Below are 19,171 nucleotides of genomic sequence, written 5' to 3'. Positions count from 1 at the left end.
GTCGCAACAGGTCGCGATGTCGACTCAGACTGCGGCGAGGACTCCCGTGCCGAGCAGGATGTAGAGGACGATGCCCAAAGCCACGCGGTACCAGACGAAGATGGCGAACGACTTCGTCTCCACATACTTGAGGAACCAGTGGATGACGACGAGGCCGAGAGCGAAGGAGATGACCGTGGCCAGTATCGTCGGTCCCCAGCCGAGCACCATGGCCTCACTGCGACCGAGCGTCTGCGCCACGCCGTAGAGGCCCGACCCGACGACGGCGGGAATGGCGAGCAGGAACGAGTAGCGGGCCGCGGAGGGACGATCGAAGCCCATGAACCGGCCGGCCATGATCGTACCGCCGGAGCGTGACACGCCGGGGATGACGGCGAGCGCCTGGGCAAAACCGAACAGGATGCCCTGACCCCAGTTCATATCCTCGAGGGTGCGTTCGCGTTTCCCTGCCCAGTCGGCGATGCCGATGATGAGACCGAAGACGATGAGCATCGTCGCCGTGATCCAGAGGCTGCGCAGAGCACCCTCGATGTAGTCCTGGAAGAGCAGGCCGATGATGACGATGGGGATCGAGCCGACGATGATGAGCCAACCCAGGCGCACCTCGGGGTCCTTGCGATCATGCTTGCCGACGAGTGCTTTGCACCATTTCGAGATGATCGTGACGATATCGCGCCAGAAGTAGACGACGACGGCCGCCTCGGTGCCGATCTGGATGATGGCGGTGAAGAACGCACCCGGATCGGACCCCGGAAGCATGAGTTCGCCGACGATGCGCACATGCGCCGACGACGAGATCGGGAGGAACTCGGTGAGCGCCTGAACGATTCCGAGCACGGCGGCGACCAGCCAGTCGTACATACGACTCCTTGAGATTATGAGGTGGGAACGAAACCACGGTAGTCGCAGCATCAGGTAACCTCAAGAAGCATGAAGCACCAACGCCTCGGCACCACCGGTCTGGAAATCAGCGATGTGGGTCTCGGGACCTTCGAGTGGGGGCACCGGGTCGATGACCAGGTCGCCCAGCTCCTCGTCGACAGCTACATCGACGCAGGTGGCAACCTCATCGAGCTGCCGAGCTCGGCCACAGCCTCCGCAGAGGTGCTCGGGCGGCTGAGACTTCCCGAAGAGATTCTGCTGCTGTCCCGAGTGGGCGTGTCCATGAGTGAGCCCGACCACATCGAGGTCGGGCTCGGGCGTTCGAGAATCCTCAGCCAGGTCGACACGCTCCTGCGCACGGTGGGACGCGATCACCTCGATGTACTCGTCCTCGACGTCTTCGACGCCGAAGTCGACCGTGCCGAGACCGCCTCGGCCGTTGAGACGCTGCTCACGCTGGGGAAGGTCCGCTACGTCGGGGTGTCCCACCACACCGGGTGGCAGCTGGCGGAGATGCGCGGAGCCGGAATTCCGGTGGCCTGCGCCGTCGCCGAATACTCGCTGCTCAACCGCGAGGCCGAAGCAGAGCTCATTCCCGCGGCCGACTATGCGGGAGTCTCACTCATCGCCGGAGCGGGACTGGGCCGCGGAGTGCTCACCGACAAATACCGGAACGCGACTCCGCAGGATTCCCGCCTGGCGGGGGAGCTGAGCGACTACGCCGGTGCCTATCTCGACGAGCGCTCGAACCGGGTACTCGCAGGCGTCCGTCGTGCCGCGACCGCGTTGGGTGTGTCGACAGTCGACATCGCCTTGGCCTTCAACCGGCAGCACGGAATCGCGAGCACTCTGGTCTCGCCCCGCACTCCGGCACAGCTGGCCGAGGTCACCGGCAGCGAGGTCGAACTGGCCGCGGAGATCGCCGAGGTGCTCGACCAGATCTCATGGAGTCCGTCCGCCTAGAGACTCGGCTCGGGTCCTGTCGGGTCCTGCGCGAGATTCTCGAGCTTCTCAGTCATCCTCGTCGTCATCGTCGAGAACGAACTCGTCATCGTCCTTGGCATCCTCGACATCATCGAAGAGCTCGAACGGGGTGACTTCGTCGAACGCAGTGTAGATCGCGTCTTCGTAGATTTCGAAGGCATCGGCCAAAGCCATATAAGCGGCTTCGACTCGGGGGTCTTGGTCACCGTTGCGGTGTGCGGATGCAGCGTAGTGCTCTCTCACTGCTTCGAGGAATGCGTCCAGGGCCTCACGAGGATCAGTGCTCATGACTCAAATGTATCCCAGGCCGGACCGACATGTAAGTCTTTGAACTAGGCTGAAGACATGGCAGCTCTGTACGACCACCCCACGCCCGATCGTTTCGTCGTCGGCACAATCGGACTTCCCGGCGAGAGGACGTTCCTCCTCCAAGCGAAGTCCGGCACCGCGCTCACGACGGTGGTCGTCGAGAAGGAACAGGTCGAGATCCTCTCCGACCGGATCACCGAACTGCTCGACATGGTGATGATCAAGGACCCGGCCGCTCGGGTGCCGCAGACGGCGCTCGACGATCTCATCGACAACGCCGGGCTCAACGTTCCCATCGAACCGGAGTTCCGTGTCGGCACGATGAGCCTGGGCTGGGACACCGTCAAACACGAACTCGTGATCGAATGCTTCGAACTCACCGAGGCGGACGCCCAGGCCGGAACCTCTGCCGACCCCGATGACGACGAGGTCGAACGAGAGGTCCTGCGCATCGTCCTCGACGCCGCGGCCGCCCGCGAGTTCGCCCGGCGCGGCGAACAGGTCGTCAGTGCCGGACGCGGAGACTGTCCGTTCTGCTCCCTTCCGCTCGAACCCGACGGCCACCTGTGCCCCCGTGCCAACGGGATCCCGCGCGCCTGATCGGTGATGGACCACGGGTTTGTCCTCGACGCACTGGCTGCGGGGGACTGGACGGAGATGGGAGCGATCCCACGCGCCAGCAATGACACCCGACTGCTCGTGCTCGAACACGAGGGCCGGGCGATCAAGGCCGTCTACAAACCCATCTCCGGCGAACGGCCCCTGATCGACTTCCCGGAGCAGACCCTGGCCCTGCGCGAGGTCGCCGCCTACCGGCTGTCGTCCGCGCTCGATCTGGAAGTGGTCCCGCCGACGGTGCTGCGCGACGACCTGCCGGCCGGTCGCGGATCCCTGCAGGCCTACGTCGAAGCCTCCGACGATGACGAAGCGGTGACCCTGTCGACGGTCAACGCGATCCCCGTCGACCACACCCCGATCTTCGCCCTGCGCACCGAAGACGGCCGCGACCTCGTACTCTCCCACTCCGTCGACGGTGCCCTGCGCACCATCGCCTTCTTCGACCTGCTGGCCAACAACGCCGACCGCAAAGCCGGCCATGTCATCACCGGCAGCACGCTGCCGAGCACCGCCGCGGCCGACATCGGCGTCTTCGGCATCGACAACGGACTGACCTTCCACCAGGAGGAGAAGCTGCGCACCGTGCTGTGGGGTTTCTCTCGCACCTCGTTCTGCGCCGAAGAGATCGATGCTCTGCAGGAAGTCGCCGCCATGGACGAAACGCTGCGGACGCAGCTGAGCGACTGCCTGTCGGCCGACGAGATCCAGGCCCTCAAACACCGGGCGAACCGGCTTCTCGCCGCCGAGTTCTTCCCCGAAGCACCGGATGATCGCACCGTCATTCCCTGGCCGCCGATCTGAAACCGGCATCACGTCAACCCGGAAGTGCCGAACGCCTGCCTCTCGGTTAGGCTGGGTGCCGTGAAGTCATGGCCCGAACCTCAACTGCCCCGTCTGACCAGCACCGGCAAGGTGCCTACGGTGTTCGATACGAGCACCCGCAGCCCGCGCAGGTTGCGCGGATCCGAGCAGACCGCTCGACTCTACGTCTGCGGCATCACCCCCTATGATGCGACGCACCTCGGGCACGCCTCCACCTATGTCGCCTTCGATCTGCTCAACCGGATCTGGCGCGATGCGGGACTCGAGGTCGACTATGCACAGAACACCACTGATGTCGACGACCCGCTGCTGGAGCGCGCCGACGCCACGGGAGTCGACTGGCGCGAACTCGCCGCCTCCCAGATCGAGCTCTTCCGTGAGGATATGGAAGCCCTGCGGGTGCTTCCGCCGGCCAGCTTCATCGGCGTCGTCGAATCCGTCGACGAGATCGCCGCCGGAGTCCGCGATCTCGTGGACAGGGGAGCCGCCTACACCCTCGACAACGGTGACGTCTACTACCGGGTGTCGACGCAGATCACCCCACCGTTCGGCACCGTCAGCCATGATGATGCCGAAACCATGGCCGCGCTGTCGGCCGAACGCGGCGGAGACCCCGAGACTCCGGGCAAAGACAACCCCATCGACCCGCTGCTGTGGCGGGCCGAACGCGAAGGCGAACCGTCCTGGGACGGCGGAGCACTGGGTCGGGGACGACCGGGATGGCATGTCGAATGCACAGTCATCGCCGATCGGTATCTCGGCTTCCCCGTCGATGTGCAGGGAGGCGGCAGCGACCTCATCTTCCCGCACCACGAGATGAGCGCCGCCCATGCAGCTGCCTGGCGGGACACGCCGATGGCGAAGACCTATATGCACACCGGAATGGTGGGCCTCGACGGCGAGAAGATGAGCAAGTCCAAAGGCAACCTCGTCCTCGTCTCGAAGCTGCGCGAGCGTGGAGTCGATCCCATGGCCATCCGCACCGTGATCCTGTCCAACCACTACCGCAGCGACTGGAGCTTCACCGAAGAACAGCTGTCCATCGCCGAGGCACGCCTCCAGTCATGGAGGCACGCGGCCAAATGCGAATCCGAATGTCGCCAGGGTCTGCGCGAGCACATCATCGGTCTGCTGCGGGAAGCACTCACCGATGACCTCGACAGCCCGCGGGCTCTGGGGATCCTCGACGAGTGGGCCGAACACTATGCGGACTCCGAATCCTCGGAGACAGCGGGCATCACCGGCGACCGAGTCGCCGACGCCGTCGACGCCCTCCTGGGCATCCGTCTGCTGGACTGACATCGTTCGGCGTCGACCGCCTGACCACCGAATGACCGTGGTTCACTTATCGCGGCCGCGTTTGCGCAGATAGCGTTCGAACTCGGCCGCGATGGCGTCTCCGCTGGCCTCCGGCAGGTCCGCCGAATCGTTCTGCTTCTCCAGCGCCTTGACGAGCTCTGCCAGCCGCGGGTTGAACGAGACGAGTTCGTCGGCGCCGAGCTCCCAGGCCCGGCTCTCCTCTTCGAGCACATGGATGTCGATCTCGATGCCGACATAGCGCTCGACCGCCTTCGCCAGAGCGAGCTCGGCCTTCGGCGACTGAGACTCTGCGAGATAGTCCGGCACGCCCACCCACAGGTTGATCGCCCTGATTCCGCGCCAGCGGCAGGCGACTCCGAGAAGCCCGAGAATGCCGATGGGTCCCTCATACCCGTTGGCGTCGATGCCGAGACCGGACGCGAGTTCAGCGTCCTCGGTGTTGGCCACCACGGGCAGGGGCCGCGTATGCGGAACCTCGGCATGGAGCCCACCGAGGAGGACGACGGTATCGTCAGCACCGACGTGAGCGAGAATGAGGCTGAGGAACTCCCGCCATTTCAGGCCCGGTTCGTGCCCCTGGATGACCGTGATCGGCAACTCGCCGAGGCGGCCCCGGTGCACCGCGACACCCGGCCAGGCGATCGACGCCGTTCCGGCCTCGTCGCGGATGATCTCGGGTTCGGAGAAGCGGAATTCGTAGAACCCATCGGTGTCGAGGATCTCGGAGTCGTCCAGCTGCCAGACCTCGATGAGATCCTTGGCCAGCGAACTCGCCGCTTCGGAAGCATCGGCATCCTGACCTTCGAAGGCGATGAAGACGAGTGCCCCGGACCCGGATGGAAGAATACTCATGGTTCCAGACTACGCTGGGCCTATGACGAACCACGCATCAGCCGACCCTTCCGCCGTCCTGTGGGACATGGACGGAACCCTCGTCGACACCGAGCCGTATTGGATCCGCGCCGAGACCGAACTCATGAACGCCCACGGGCTGTCCTGGTCGGAAGAGCAGGGGCTCGAATTCGTCGGCAACGAGCTGATCGTCTCGGCCCGAATGATGCGCGAGGCCGGTCTCGACCTGCCCGCCGAGGAGATCGTCGAGACCCTGATGGGCAACGTCATCGGACAGATCCGAGCATCCGTGCCCTTCCGCCCCGGTGCACTGGAGCTGCTGGCCGAGCTCAAGGCCGAGGGCATCCCGAACGTCATGGTCACGATGTCCTACCGACCACTGGCCGAGGCGGTCATCTCCAGCTGTCCGCCGAACAGCTTCGCCGGTCTCGTCTCCGGCGACGAGGTATCCGCCGGCAAACCGAACCCCGAGCCGTATCTGCGCGGAGCCGCTCTGCTCGACCTCGACCCGGCCGACTGTGTGGCCCTGGAGGATTCGAAGCCGGGTCTGGCCAGTGCCGAGGCGGCGGGAACCATTGCCATCGGGATCCCGCATTTCGTCGACCTCGAGCCGCGTCCGGGCCGGATCCTGTGGGACAGCCTCGAAGGCCGCGGAGTCGCCGACCTGCGACGTCTGCGCGCTCAGCAGAGCGCCTGAACCCTAAGCCCCGACGATCTTCGTGATCTCCGGGGGCGGGGGAGCGGTATTGCCCCAGGCCGGGCACAGCGGCTTGAACGTGCACCAATTGCACAGCGGTGACTTCTTCGGCCGCCACCGATCGGACTCGGCCGAGGCGATGATGTCCTTCCAGATGGCATCGATCTCGAACTGCGTCTGTTCGACCTCAGCCATCGTCGGGTGGGATTTCAGCACACTGCGCGAACCCAGGTACATCAGCTGCAGAGTGTGGACGAGTTCGCCGGAGAGGCGGTAGACGACGAGAGCGTAGAAGCCCATCTGGAACTTCGCCTCCCGCCCGTACTGAGGTTTCGGCTGCTTGCCCGTCTTGTAGTCGACCAGCCGCCGCTCGCCGCCCGGGGCGACGTCGACCCGGTCGATGAAACCGCGCAGTTCGAGACCGTTGTCGAGTTTCGTCCGCACGAACTTCTCCGTCTCCTCGGGTTCGAGATGCTCCGGATACTCGAGAACGAAGTAGGAATCGATGAGCCGACGCGCCGATGTGAAGAACGTCTCCTTCTCGGCGTCGTCCCCGAAGATCTCGAGCACCTCCGGATCCTTCTCGACGAGCTCCTCCCACGCCGGCATGAGCATCGTCTGCGCGAGTTCGGCCGTGCGTTCGCCTGCCGGTGCGGTGAACAGCTTCTCGAGCACCGAATGGACCACCGTGCCGCGGAACGCGGCCTGAGAGGGCGGCTCCGGCAGCTTGTCGATGCTGCGGAAACGGAACTTCAGAGGGCATTGGATGAAGTCGTTGGCCCGCGAGGGCGAGAGACTGGTGAGCTCGGCCATAACTCCACTGTAACGACCTGCACGGACACGACGTGGCGACCAGCGGTCGGAGCGTCGTCGCTGTTAGGCTGAGTAACCGACCCTCAGTGGTCCGCTGACCACGACATCGACCGGAGGAACCCCTTCAATGGCCGCGAAAAACCACCACCCCGGTGCGTCATCGGGTCTGCGCTTGGGCACCGTCCTCGGCGCTCCGGTGATTCTGGCGTGGTCGTGGTTCCTCGCCGCCATCGTCATCACCATCCTCTTCACTCCGTGGCTCAACCAGGTCCGACCGGATCTGGGCATCGGGGCCTGGTTCGTCGCCTTCGCCTACGCCGTGCTCCTCTTCGCCTCCGTTTTCCTCCACGAGCTCGCTCACGGCGTCGCCGGTCAGTTCTACGGTCAGAAGGTCGCCGCGATCGAGCTGAACATCTGGGGCGGGTTCACCCGGTTCGAACCGCAGATGGACAACCCGCGTGACAAAGCGGCGATGACGAGCTTCGTCATCTCCATCGTCGGCCCCATCGTCAACATCGTTCTCGCCCTGCTGGGATGGTGGTGCCTCAGTGCCGCCAGCCCCACCTCGGTGCCGTGGCTGCTGCTCATCGCCGTCACCTTCGCCAACGTCGCCCTCGGCGCCATCAACCTGCTGCCGGGCATCCCGCTCGACGGCGGCTGGGCGCTGCAGGCGATCATGTGGCGCATCACCGGGTCACAGTTTCTGGGCACGATCGTGGCCAGCTGGGTCGGCCGCATCATCGCCGTCGGCTTCATCGGCTGGTCGGTGATCACCCCGCTGCTGGCCGGCGATCGACCCGACCCGCTGACCGTCGCCTGGATGTCTCTCATCGCGATCATGCTGTGGTTCTCCGCCGGAGATGCCGCAACCCACGCCAAACGGGCCCGGAAGATGGAGACCTACGACCTCGCCCAGGTCATCCAACCGGCGATCGCCGCCACCTGGGACGCCGACCTGGCCGACACACTCGACTATGCGAACACGCTCGGGAATGCGAAGGAGCGCACACTCATCGTCGTCCTCGATCAGAAGGGTCTGCCGTACGGTCTCGTCGACCGACACGCCGCAGCGGGTCGACTCGCCGAGACCCTGGACGCCGTTCCCGCCGGTGAGGTCGCCCGCCCCCTGGCCGGGTGGATCGGCGTGCCGAAGGACATCACCGCCCCGCACCTGCTCGAATCGCTCACGCACCGACCCAAGGCGCAGTTCAGCCTGGTCATGGACGGCAACACCCTCGTCGGAGTCATCGACCTGCAGGAGTTCTTCGACGAGCTGCTCGCAGCCTGAACCGGTTGTGTGAGGCAATCCTCACCAGCGTAGAGTGGACTCATCATGACTCAGCCACTCCATTCCCGGCCCCCGCGCGTTCTGGGCGCCGGAGAGAAGGTCCAACTCACCGATCCCAAGGGCCGGATGCACACCTTCGTGCTCTCCCCGGGTGAGCACTTCCACACGAACAAGGGCCTCATCAGCCACGATGACATCATCGGGCGCACCGAGGGAATCATCGTCGCGAACTCCGGGGGAATCGACTTCCAGGTCTTCCGCCCGCGCTACGAAGACTTCGTGCTCTCCATGCCCCGTGGCGCCGCAGTCGTCTACCCGAAGGATTCGGGTCTCATCGTCACCCTCGGCGATATCTTTCCCGGCTCAGTCGTCGTCGAAGCCGGCGTCGGATCCGGAGCCCTGTCGATGGCGCTGCTGCGAGCCGTGGGCCCGAACGGATCCGTCCACTCGTTCGAACTGCGTGAGGAGTTCGCGACGATCGCGGCCGGCAACATCGCCGACTTCTTCGACGGCGAACCGGACAATTGGTCGGTCACCGTCGGCGATCTCGCACAGACCCTGCCGCAGACGTTCGGCCCCGGCAGCGTCGACCGCGTCGTCCTCGACATGCTCACCCCCTGGAACACGCTCGAGGCGGTCAGCGAAGCCCTGACACCCGGGGGAATCGTCATCGCCTACGTCGCCACTGTCCCGCAGCTCTCCCGCTTCGTCGAGGCCCTGCGCGCCACCGGCAGGTTCGCCGAGCCCGAATCCATGGAGGCCATGGTCCGCGGCTGGCATGTCGACGGACTCGCCGTCCGCCCCGACCACCGGATGATCGCCCACACCGGGTTCCTCATCATGGCCCGCCGGATGGCCGATGGCACCAGCCCGCTGGAGAAGAAGAAACGTCCCCAGGGAGCCACCGCGGCCGCCGAGGATGTGGCGGCGTGGACGGAACCGGAAGTCACCGAGGCGGCCATCGGCACCCGCACCGCACACGGGAAGAAGCTGCGCCGGGTGATGCGCGAGGCCGGCAGGCGCCTGCGCACCGACCCCGCAGGCTCCGCAGACGCGCAGCCCACAGATGTCACAGACAGCCCGACCGGCAACAGCACAGGGCCGAAGGAGGATCGATGACAGAGACCACGACCGAAGTGAAGAAGCTGCGCGAGGACACCGCGTCCCTGCGCCAGCAGCTCTACACAGCGGGAAAACGCAATGAGGCACTGTCGAAGACTCTGCGCACGGCCCGTGATGAGCTCGGCCGGATCAAGGAGGAGGCCAGGCGCCTGACCGAGCCGCCGAACAACTGGGGCACACTCATCGCCCTCGGCGAGAACGCGGTGACTGCCGATGTCATCGTCGGCGGCCGCCGGATGCGTGTGGCCGTCGCCCCCGAGGTCGAGCCCGAGAGTCTGCGGGCCGGAGCCGATGTGCTGCTGTCCGAAGGTCTCGTCATCATCGGCACCGGCGACTTCCCGCCCGTGGGATCGGTCGTCAACGTCCGCGAATTCGTCGATTCCCAGCGGATCCTCGTCGGAGCCCCCGGCGATGACGAGCAGGTCTTCACCCTCGCCGCCGATCTCGTCGACGCAGGGCTGCGCGTCGGCGATGCCGTAGTCGTCGACACCCGCACCCATTACGCCCTGCAGGTCGTCGAGAAGCCCGAGGTGTCCTCGCTGCTGCTCGAAGAGGTCCCCGACATCACGTACTCGGACATCGGCGGACTGGCCGACCAGATCGAGCAGATCAAAGATGCCGTCGAACTGCCTTTCGAACATCCCGAGCTCTACACCGAGCACGGACTCAAACCGCCCAAGGGGATTCTGCTCTACGGGCCTCCCGGCTGCGGAAAGACGCTCATCGCGAAGGCCGTGGCGAACTCCCTGGCCGATCGCACCGGGACGGTCCGCACGAGCAAGACCTACTTCCTCAACATCAAAGGCCCGGAGCTGCTGGACAAGTACGTCGGCGAGACCGAACGCCAGCTGCGCCTGATCTTCGCCCGGGCGCGGGAGAAGGCCTCAGCCGGGTTCCCGGTCGTGGTGTTCTTCGATGAGATGGAATCACTGTTCCGCACCCGCGGCACCGGCAAGTCCTCGGACGTGGAGACGACGATCGTCCCGCAGCTGCTCACCGAGATCGACGGCGTCGAACAGCTCGACAACGTCATCGTCATCGGCGCCTCGAACCGGGAGGACCTCATCGACCCCGCGATCCTGCGCCCCGGCCGACTCGATGTGAAGATCCGCATCGAACGCCCCGACGCCGAGGCGGCCCGCGACATCTTCGAGAAGTATCTGACCGCCGAGCTGCCGCTGCACTCGAGCGTGCTCGCCGGTCACGATACGCCCGCCGAGGCGGTCTCGTCACTCATCGACAGCTGCGTCGAACGGATGTTCGCCGAAACCCCGGAGAACGAATTCGTCGAGGTCAGCTACGCCGACGGGTCGAAGGAAGTCCTCCACTTCTCTGCGTTCGCCTCCGGGGCGATGATCCACAACATCGTCGACCGGGCGAAGAAGGCGGCGATCAAGTCGCTGCTCGACACCGGCGAACGCGGTCTGCACCCCGGGCATTTCGAGGATGCGATCGCCGAAGAGTTCAGCGAACACGAAGACCTGCCGAACACAACGAATCCCGACGAATGGGCACGGATCTCCGGGCGCAAGGGCGAACGGGTCACTCATCTGCGGATGATGCACCTCGACACGACCAGGGGAGCCCCGACCGTGCCGTACGAGACCGATATCGCCGAGGTGCGACCGAATTCCGATCTCGTCTGAATCGGGGCTCAGCGGCTGCGCTTGCGGCGGCCGGAACCACCGGAGACGGCCGTGGCGATGAGACGCCAGCCGACCAGAGTGATGAGGTTGAGCGAGGTCGCGACGATCATGAAGCTCACCGGCACCGAACCCGGATCGCCGCCGGCTCCGGTGATTCCGCGCAGGACGAGTCCGACGAGGACTGTGACCGCCCAGACCCCGGTGCCCGTGGCCAGCGGAGCGATCGGCCGATCCCAGACGGCCGTGAGCAGCCAGGCGATGACGAGGGCGGCCACGAACGGCCACGCCGTGGTCATCAGCCCCTGCGGATCGAAATTGTGAGAATGTGTGTAATGACCGACGATCGTGAACAGAACCACGAGGATGAGGTCGACGATCAGTGCGATGGGGAGATGAGATTTCTTCGTTGCCACGTCCCCGAGTCTAGACCGTGGAGGAGAATCAGATGCTCAGAGTCAGACGCGTCATGGGAGCCGAGACGGAGTTCGGCCTCAGCCAGCCCGGCAACCCGCGGGCCAACCCGATGCGGGACTCGGCTCGTGTCGTCGACGCCTATGCCGGTCCGCGCGGACTGAAGTCGTCCCAGAACTTCTGGGACTTCGCGACCGAGTCTCCGCTGGCCGACGCTCGCGGCTTCTTCATGAACATCGCCGATGCGGACGTCTCGCAGCTGACCCATCTCCCGCAGGACGATGTCGAAGCCCAGTACCTGGCGAACGTCGTCACGGAGAACGGCGCCCGCTATTACGTCGACCACGCTCATCCCGAATACTCCTCCCCGGAAGTGCTCACCCCTCGCGATATCGTCACCTTCGACCGGGCCGGCGACCTCGTCGCCCTCGAATCGGTGCGGACCCTGGAGAAGAGCGCGGAACCGGTCAATCTGTACAAGAACAACACTGATTCCAAGGGAGCCTCCTACGGCACCCATGAGAACTACCTCGTCGACCGGTCCACCGACTTCGACGACCTCGTGGCCGGCCTCGTTCCCTTCTTCGTCACCCGGCAGATCCTGTGCGGATCGGGACGGGTCGGCATCGGCCGCGAAGGCGAGGGCAAGGGCTTTCAGATCTCATCCCGAGCGGACTTCTTCGAAGCCGAGGTGGGACTCGAGACGACCCTGCGGCGTCCGATCGTCAACACTCGTGACGAACCGCACGCCGATCCCGCGAAGTACCGTCGGCTGCACGTCATCATCGGCGACGCCACCTTGGCGGAGCCCGCCACGTTCGTCCGCTTCGGCTCCACCTCCCTCGTCCTCGGCCTCATCGAAGCGGGGCTGGCACCGCGGATCGAACTCGCCGATGCCCTGCAGTCGCTGTGGGATGTCAGCCACGACCTCAGCCTGACCGCCCCGCTGCCGCTGACCGACGGGACGACGGCAACGGCGATCGAGATCCAAGAGGCCTTCTATTCAGCCTGCCTCGAACACGCGGATCCCGATGATGCCGAGACGAGTCAGGTGCTCGCCGAATGGCGCCGATTCCTCGACGGTCTCTCGACCGACCCGAGGACTCTGGTCGACTCCATCGACTGGGTCGCCAAATGGGTCCTGCTCGAGGGCTACCGCTCCCGTGAGGGAATCGACTGGGACCATCCGAAGCTGGCCCTCATCGACGTCCAGTACCACGATGTGCGCCCGGAGAAAGGGCTCTTCCACAAGCTCGAACGTGCCGGGCGCATCCGGCGGCTGACCACCGACGCCGAGGTCGAAGCCGCCGTGACCAACGCTCCCGACGGGACCCGCGCATTCCTGCGCTCCGTGGCGGTCAGCCGCCTCGGGGAGGATCTGGTGGCCGCGAGCTGGGATTCGCTCGTGGTCAACGCGGAATCCCTCGGGGTGGTGCGTCTGCCCATGCACGAACCTCTCAAAGGCACCCGGGAGCTGCTCGCCGATCGGGTGGAGGGAATCGCGACCGCCGAGGGCCTGCTGAAGGCACTCGGAGTCGATAGACTGAGTTCGCAGAACGACTGAAGGAGTGTGAGATGAGCTCGCAGGAACAGGTCCAGAGAGACAAATCGTCCGGTGGGGGAGATGCTCCCGTCGATCCGCCGGAGGCCGTGCAGGGACAGATCAACACTCAGAACGTCGATTCCATCCTCGACGAGATCGACGGTGTGCTCGAGTCGAACGCGGAGGAGTTCGTCAAGAACTTCGTGCAGAAAGGCGGCCAATGAGATGGCAGGATTCCCTCCTGCATTCTTGAGTTCGACGAGCAACTCCTTCGTCGAACTCGCCCGCTCCCTGGCGCCCGAAGCGCTGCCGCACCCCGGAGCCCGGGATCTGGCCGAACAGTCCCCGGAGGGTACGACCATCATCTGTTTCCGCACGGCCAGCGGAATCCTCATGGCCGGTGACCGGAGAGCGACCATCGGCAACCTCATCGCCTCGCATTCGATGGAGAAGGTCAAAGCAGCCGACGACTACTCCGTCATCGGCATCGCCGGCACCGCCGGGGTCGCACTCGACCTCATCCGGCTCTTCCAACTCGAGCTCGAACACTACGAGAAGATCGAAGGCGCCCGTCTCTCGCTCAACGGCAAAGCCAACCGCTTGGCTGCGATGCTGCGCGGGAACCTCGGCCTGGCGATGCAGGGACTCACCGTCGTCCCGATGTTCGCCGGAGTCGACGATTCCACACCGCAGGGCCAGATCTTCAGCTTCGACGTCACCGGCGGAAAGTACGAAGAGCACCGATTCCATTCCATCGGGTCCGGTTCCGGTTTCGCCCGCGGGGCGCTGAAGAAGCTGTGGAGGGCCGACCTCGACACACCCTCGGCGATCTCCGTGGCCGTCGAGGCTCTCTTCGACGCCTCCGACGACGACTCGGCGACGGGCGGACCGGATTTCGTCCGGCAGATCGCACCGACGATCGTCACCGTCGACCTCGAGAACGGGGTCACCGAGGTCGATTCGGCCACCGTCTTGGACACCGCCACCGAGGTCGTCGACCGCCGCACGGCCAGCGCCCGGTGATGAGTGCGGCACAGTCACCGCGAAAGGATCGTCGATGAGTCAGGCACCGTTCTACGTCTCGCCCGAGCAGCTGATGAAGGACCGGGCCGACTTCGCCCGCAAGGGCATCGCCCGCGGTCGGTCCGTCGTCGTCATGCGCTTCGACGCAGGCATCCTGCTGCTGGCGGAGAACCCGTCACCGACGCTGCACAAGATCGCTGAGATCTACGACCGGATCGGCTTCGCCGCCGTCGGCAAATACAACGAATTCGAGACCCTGCGGCAGGCCGGCGTCCGCTACGCCGACCTGCGTGGATACTCCTACGACCGCACCGACGTCACCGCTCGCGGGCTGACGAATGCGTACGCGCAGACCCTGGCCGGAGTCTTCACCACCGAGTCGAAGCCCTTCGAGGTCGAACTCGTCGTCGCCGAACTCGGACTCGCACCGGAGACCGACCAGCTCTACCGGCTCAGCTACGACGGATCCGTCATCGACGAGACCGAACATGTGGCCATCGGCGGCCAAGCCGATGCGATCACGGCATCCCTGGCCGGGGTGCGCAGCTCGCAGATGACACTGCGCGAGGTGTTCAACCACGGTGTGACCGCGTTGGGTGCCGCGAGTCAGGCGATCGTGGCCACCGACGCACTCGAGGCCGCCGTCCTCGACCGCACGACGACCAAGCAGCGCACGTTCCGCCGCCTCGACGATGCGGCGATGAGCGCACTGCGGGAGGACTGAATGGCACGCATCTACGGGCTCGAAACCGAATACGGACTCGCCCACACCGCCGACCCCGAGGGTCGGCGCATCGGCCCCGAGGAGATCGCCCGCTATCTCTTCCGTCCCGTCGTCGAATGGGGCAGGTCGTCGAACGTGTTCCTGCCCAACGGGTCGCGCCTCTACCTCGACGTCGGCTCCCACCCGGAGTACGCGACCGCCGAATGCGATGACTTGGGCGACCTGCTCGCCCAGGATCGGGCCGGCGAAGGTCTGATGATCGACCTGCTGGACAAGGCGCAGGCCGCCCTCGACGCCGACGGCATCGGCGGACGTGTGCACATGGTCAAGAACAACACGGATGCGGCTGGCAACTCCTACGGGTCGCACGAGAACTTCCTCATCCGCCGCTCCCTGGACTTCAACCGGCTGACCACGGTGCTGCTGCCCTTCCTCGTCACCCGGCAGCTGCTCGTCGGGGCCGGAGCCGTGATTCCGCGCCGTTCGGCATTCACCCCCGACGAGGAAGCCGACCGGTCGGAGATGATGTTCGGCCTCTCCGGCCGATCCGATGTCATGTGGGAGGGACTGTCGTCGGCGACGACACGGTCGCGTCCGATCATCAACGCCCGCGACGAACCGCACGCCGATGCGGAGAAGTACCGGCGGCTGCACGTCATCGTCGGTGATTCCTCGATGTCGACGGCCACCTCGGCGCTCAAGATCGGATCCGCGGTGCTCATGCTCGACCTCATCGAACAGGGGGCGCGGATCCCGGAGAACGGGCTGCGCCACCCGGTGCGCGATATCCGCCTCGTCGCCCGCGATCTCACGGGACGGGTCGTGCTCGAACGCACGGACGGAACCACGACGACGCCGCTGGGACTGCTCGCCGACTACCGGGACCGGGCACAGCGGATCGTGGAATCCGGGGAGCACAGCCTCGGCGACGACGAACTCGCCCGCTACATCATCGACCTGTGGACGCGGATGCTCACCGCCGTCGAAGCGCAGGACTTCTCGACCGTGGACACGGAGATCGACTGGGTGATGAAACGCACCCTCATCGAACGGTCCATGCAGCGCGGAATCACCGATATCGCCGATGCGCGCATCCACCGCCTCGACATCGCCTTCCATGACATCACACCCGCAACGGGGCTGTTTCCCAAGCTCGAAGCCGCCGGAATGGCGAAGAGCCTCGTCCCCGCCGAGGCTGCCGAACGAGCGAAGGACACGCCCCCGGCGAGCACACGGGCGGCGATCCGCGGCGAATTCGTCCGCGCGGCCCATGCCGCCCGACGCGACTACACCGTCGACTGGGTGCACCTGCGTCTCAACGACGAATCCGGTCGAGCAGTCGCACTCAAGGACCCGTTCGCCACGACGCACCCGCAGGCGGAAACACTCATCGCGGGCCTGTAAGATCGCCCTGTGATCCGGTCTGGCCCCTATCCGGGCACGGCCTTCGCGTGACGAAAGGAAACCAGTGCGCACCAAAGTGCTCAGCGCCATCGCGGCGGGCCTGTTGCTGCTCTCGGCCTGCGGGCAGGGTGATGAGTCCGAGGACTCGACCACACCTCCGCCGTCGGTGGCCGCTCAGGACGCGAAGTCGACCAGCCTCGACGACATCACCGTCGACGGCAAGATCGGGAAGAAGCCCGAGGTCAGCTTCGAGACACCGCTGGTCATGGACAAGACCGAGAGGAAAGTGCTCACAAAGGGCACCGGCGACAAGATCGCCGACGGCGAACAGGTCACGGCACAGATGACGCTGGTCTCCGGCACGACCGGCAAGACCGTCGAATCCAGCTACGACTCGGACGCCGCAGCCGGTTTCCCCATGGACAAGTCCCAGATCTCCGAAGACCTCTACAACGCACTCATCGACGTCAAGGTCGGATCACGCGTGATGATGTCGCTCAACGGCAGCGCCCAGCAGGGCGAAGCCTCACAGACGCTCGTCTACGTCATCGACATCGAGGACGCGAAGAAGCCGCTGACCCGGGCGCAGGGCAAGAAGGCCGATCAGTCGGACAACCCCGTCACCGTGAAGTGGGGCGACGACGGTGCACCGTCGATCTCGAAGCCGAAGGGCAAGAAGCCGACCGAACTTGAGACCTACACGACGATCGAAGGCGAAGGCGACGAGGTCAAGAAGGGCCAGAGCGTCGCCGTGAAGTACTCCGGCTGGCTCTGGGACGACACGTCGAAGACCTTCGACTCGAACTGGAAGAAGGGCGGACAGCCCTTCGTCGTGGCCCCGGTCGGCGAGGCTCAGGTCATCGACGGCTGGAACGAGGGACTCGTCGGGCAGAAGGTCGGCGACCAAGTCGTCCTCGTCGTCCCGCCGGACAAGGGGTACGGCGAACAGGGCAATGATTCGATCCCGGGGAACTCGACCCTGATCTTCGTCGTCGACATCCTCTCGGCCCAGGGCTGAGAACCGGTCCGATATCTCACCAGAACCGACACCAGGAGGAACACATGAGCAAGCAGAAGCCCGAAGTCGATTTCCCCGGCGGCGACGCCCCGACCGAGCTCATCATCACCGATGATGTCATCGGCACCGGCGCCGAGGCGGGACCCGGCGACACCGTGAGCGTGCACTACGTCGGAGTCGCCTATTCCACGGGCGAGGAGTTCGACGCCTCGTACAACCGCGGCACCCCGCTGGAGTTCCGTCTCGGATCCGGAATGGTCATCTCCGGCTGGGACCAGGGCATCCAGGGGATGAAGGTCGGCGGACGCCGTACCCTGCAGATCCCGCCGCACCTGGCGTACGGCGACCAGGGCGCCGGCAGAGTCATCCAGCCCGGAGAGTCGCTCATCTTCGTGTGCGACCTCGAGAACGTCCGCTGAGCATCAGCAATGGGATCAGCACGCGCTGACTCTGCGTGAAGCGGCTGTGGCCGGGTTCGTCGGAACCCTGCCACAGCCGTCTTTCCCGACGCGGAGGGGAATTCTGCGAGGACCGGCGGTTGCCTGTGTGTTCGCCGCGCTCAGCTGTGGACGAGCCGGGCGGCGCAGCGTCCAGCGGCGGCCGCGGCGAGGAACGATGCGGCATCGGCCGGCAGCTTCCTGCCCATCGTCGACAGACGTACAGGTGAGGCACGCAGCGCATCCCACAGTCCCGTCAGATCGACGTCGACGAGTTCATGCATCTGGAGTCGAGACAGCTGCTCGGCCACGGTCGCGGTCACGACTTCGGGATCCGGGTCCATCTCGGCTCTCTCCGCCTCGGTGAGGGTGGAGAAGTCGGGCACCGGCACGGTCATCCCCGGTCGAGCGATCTCAGTCAACGGCGTCAGCGAATGATGGGAGATGCCGAAATGACGGCCGCGGGCGTCGGCATTCGACATCCGCAGCAAGCCGATCGGACGCCCACCGAGCAGGGCTGCGGCATTGAGGTGCTCTCCGGTGACCAGGCCCGAATAGCCGTACTTCGTGCCGGTGCCGAGGTTCCCGGGACCCTGTGCGACGATGGCGATGTCGGCGTCCATCACGTGCTTGGCCGCGAGCAGTCCCGTATGGATCGTCACCGCTTCGAGGTCTCCGCCCCAGGCCTGCCCGGTGCTGATCACCCCCGTCAGCCATTTCGCGTCCTTGAGTCCGGCGACGGCCTGCGAGAACGGGGACGGCAGAGCCGCACCATCGCTGAGCACATAAGCCACCGACAGTGATGGGTCGACGACGCGGATACCGGCGATCGCTGCGGGCAGAGCCGAATGCAGATCGGCGACGATCACGGGCATGCCGTCGAGGTGCTCCGCCTCGGCGAGGGTGGCGTGATGCTGCGATTCCTGATCGTCGACGCCGAGGACCATCGTCTGCAACGGTGAATAGCGGTCCTTGACGAGATGGCCCGGACCGTCCGGAGGATCGGTCGGCAGCGCTTCGGGCAGGGCGACGATGAGCCCGAACCCTCCGGTGCCCAGCCTCTTCGCCAGAGCCGAGACATTGACGATGACGGTGTCCTGGTTCTGCGGCTGCCCGACGGCATCGGTGTAGGCGATCGCCCGGATGGATCTCACATCGGTTCCCGGCACAGCCTCGTCCAGGTCGACGTCGAGCTCTGTGTATCCTGGCCGGGTGGAGCGAATCGCTGCGACGATTCCTTTGCGCCAATGAATCATGG

The 19,171-nt window shown here is 65.5% G+C and carries 21 protein-coding genes; 15 read left to right on the top strand and 6 right to left on the bottom strand.

Translation table 11 applies throughout. From position 1 onward, the window contains the following. Positions 1–24 precede the first annotated feature (24 nt). Positions 25–861, bottom strand: coding sequence for an undecaprenyl-diphosphate phosphatase (locus tag QYM46_RS09485; protein WP_432788758.1), 837 nt, complete (start codon positions 859–861; stop codon positions 25–27). 69 nt (positions 862–930) lie between these two features. On the opposite strand from QYM46_RS09485, the gene QYM46_RS09480 reads away from it, so the two are divergent. Further along, positions 931–1,845, top strand: a complete 915-nt coding sequence (locus QYM46_RS09480) for an aldo/keto reductase (RefSeq protein ID WP_169252282.1) — start codon at positions 931–933, stop codon at positions 1,843–1,845. Positions 1,846–1,893: 48 nt separating this feature from the next. On the opposite strand, the gene QYM46_RS09475 is transcribed toward QYM46_RS09480, so the two are convergent. Beyond that, entirely contained in the window at positions 1,894–2,154 is a 261-nt protein-coding gene (locus tag QYM46_RS09475; protein WP_152346427.1) for a hypothetical protein, read from the bottom strand. Between the two features lie 57 nt (positions 2,155–2,211). Here QYM46_RS09475 and QYM46_RS09470 point away from each other — a divergent pair, with 57 nt between their 5' ends. From QYM46_RS09470 to mshC, 3 genes are read left to right on the top strand one after another with little or no spacing between them, the layout of a single operon-like run. After that, positions 2,212–2,775 (top strand): DUF3090 family protein, encoded by a 564-nt coding sequence (locus QYM46_RS09470; protein WP_025778382.1) that lies wholly within the window; start codon positions 2,212–2,214, stop codon positions 2,773–2,775. A 6-nt stretch (positions 2,776–2,781) separates the two neighbouring features. After that, complete coding sequence (locus tag QYM46_RS09465) at positions 2,782–3,594, top strand: SCO1664 family protein (protein WP_432788757.1); 813 nt, start codon at positions 2,782–2,784, stop codon at positions 3,592–3,594. Positions 3,595–3,654: 60 nt separating this feature from the next. Then, positions 3,655–4,914, top strand: coding sequence for a cysteine--1-D-myo-inosityl 2-amino-2-deoxy-alpha-D-glucopyranoside ligase (mshC, locus tag QYM46_RS09460; protein WP_432788756.1), 1,260 nt, complete (start codon positions 3,655–3,657; stop codon positions 4,912–4,914). Between the two features lie 42 nt (positions 4,915–4,956). On the opposite strand, the gene QYM46_RS09455 is transcribed toward mshC, so the two are convergent. Continuing rightward, positions 4,957–5,787, bottom strand: coding sequence for a PAC2 family protein (locus tag QYM46_RS09455; protein WP_432788755.1), 831 nt, complete (start codon positions 5,785–5,787; stop codon positions 4,957–4,959). Positions 5,788–5,809: 22 nt separating this feature from the next. Here QYM46_RS09455 and QYM46_RS09450 point away from each other — a divergent pair, with 22 nt between their 5' ends. Next, on the top strand, positions 5,810–6,484 hold the full coding sequence (locus QYM46_RS09450) for an HAD family hydrolase (RefSeq protein WP_169252278.1): 675 nt from the start codon (positions 5,810–5,812) through the stop codon (positions 6,482–6,484). 3 nt (positions 6,485–6,487) lie between these two features. On the opposite strand, the gene QYM46_RS09445 is transcribed toward QYM46_RS09450, so the two are convergent. Next, complete coding sequence (locus tag QYM46_RS09445) at positions 6,488–7,297, bottom strand: RecB family exonuclease (protein WP_432791705.1); 810 nt, start codon at positions 7,295–7,297, stop codon at positions 6,488–6,490. 127 nt (positions 7,298–7,424) lie between these two features. Here QYM46_RS09445 and QYM46_RS09440 point away from each other — a divergent pair, with 127 nt between their 5' ends. From QYM46_RS09440 to arc, 3 genes are read left to right on the top strand one after another with little or no spacing between them, the layout of a single operon-like run. Beyond that, on the top strand, positions 7,425–8,585 hold the full coding sequence (locus QYM46_RS09440; RefSeq protein ID WP_169252276.1) for a site-2 protease family protein: 1,161 nt from the start codon (positions 7,425–7,427) through the stop codon (positions 8,583–8,585). Between the two features lie 45 nt (positions 8,586–8,630). Continuing rightward, positions 8,631–9,704, top strand: a complete 1,074-nt coding sequence (locus QYM46_RS09435; protein WP_432791704.1) for a tRNA (adenine-N1)-methyltransferase — start codon at positions 8,631–8,633, stop codon at positions 9,702–9,704. Beyond that, a complete protein-coding gene (gene arc / locus QYM46_RS09430; protein WP_169252274.1) occupies positions 9,701–11,353 on the top strand; it encodes a proteasome ATPase in 1,653 nt (550 codons plus the stop codon). The genes QYM46_RS09435 and arc overlap by 4 nt, the downstream gene beginning before the upstream one ends. Before the next feature lie 8 nt (positions 11,354–11,361). Here the strand turns inward: arc and QYM46_RS09425 are convergent, their stop codons facing one another. Then, entirely contained in the window at positions 11,362–11,766 is a 405-nt protein-coding gene (locus QYM46_RS09425; protein ID WP_169252273.1) for a DUF3054 domain-containing protein, read from the bottom strand. A gap of 32 nt (positions 11,767–11,798) precedes the next feature. Here QYM46_RS09425 and dop point away from each other — a divergent pair, with 32 nt between their 5' ends. From dop to QYM46_RS09390, 7 genes are all read left to right on the top strand, one after another. Continuing rightward, positions 11,799–13,328: a depupylase/deamidase Dop gene (gene dop, locus QYM46_RS09420; RefSeq protein WP_432791703.1), complete on the top strand. Its 1,530-nt coding sequence runs from the start codon at positions 11,799–11,801 to the stop codon at positions 13,326–13,328. 11 nt (positions 13,329–13,339) lie between these two features. Further along, positions 13,340–13,531, top strand: coding sequence for a ubiquitin-like protein Pup (locus QYM46_RS09415; protein ID WP_025778371.1), 192 nt, complete (start codon positions 13,340–13,342; stop codon positions 13,529–13,531). Between the two features lies 1 nt (position 13,532). Then, on the top strand, positions 13,533–14,330 hold the full coding sequence (prcB, locus tag QYM46_RS09410; protein WP_432791702.1) for a proteasome subunit beta: 798 nt from the start codon (positions 13,533–13,535) through the stop codon (positions 14,328–14,330). A 34-nt stretch (positions 14,331–14,364) separates the two neighbouring features. Continuing rightward, positions 14,365–15,054 carry a proteasome subunit alpha gene (gene prcA / locus QYM46_RS09405; protein WP_432791701.1) on the top strand — a complete coding sequence of 230 codons (690 nt, stop codon included), beginning with the start codon at positions 14,365–14,367 and terminating at the stop codon, positions 15,052–15,054. Then, a complete protein-coding gene (gene pafA, locus QYM46_RS09400; RefSeq protein WP_432791700.1) occupies positions 15,055–16,458 on the top strand; it encodes a Pup--protein ligase in 1,404 nt (467 codons plus the stop codon). It begins immediately after the preceding gene. 64 nt (positions 16,459–16,522) lie between these two features. Then, a complete protein-coding gene (locus QYM46_RS09395) occupies positions 16,523–17,476 on the top strand; it encodes an FKBP-type peptidyl-prolyl cis-trans isomerase (protein WP_432791699.1) in 954 nt (317 codons plus the stop codon). 44 nt (positions 17,477–17,520) lie between these two features. After that, the gene (locus tag QYM46_RS09390; protein WP_432791698.1) at positions 17,521–17,895 is read left to right on the top strand and encodes an FKBP-type peptidyl-prolyl cis-trans isomerase; all 375 of its coding nucleotides are present in this window, start codon (positions 17,521–17,523) and stop codon (positions 17,893–17,895) included. 140 nt (positions 17,896–18,035) lie between these two features. Here QYM46_RS09390 and QYM46_RS09385 read toward each other — a convergent pair whose 3' ends face one another. Then, positions 18,036–19,169 carry a DUF3866 family protein gene (locus tag QYM46_RS09385; protein ID WP_432791697.1) on the bottom strand — a complete coding sequence of 378 codons (1,134 nt, stop codon included), beginning with the start codon at positions 19,167–19,169 and terminating at the stop codon, positions 18,036–18,038. Positions 19,170–19,171 lie beyond the last annotated feature (2 nt).

Source organism: Brevibacterium sp. K11IcPPYGO002, assembly GCF_050920635.1.
In the GTDB taxonomy this organism is placed as follows: Bacteria; Actinomycetota; Actinomycetes; order Actinomycetales; family Brevibacteriaceae; genus Brevibacterium.
The sequence above is the reverse complement of the archived record's forward strand: the minus strand, read 5'-3'. Positions and strand labels throughout refer to the sequence as shown.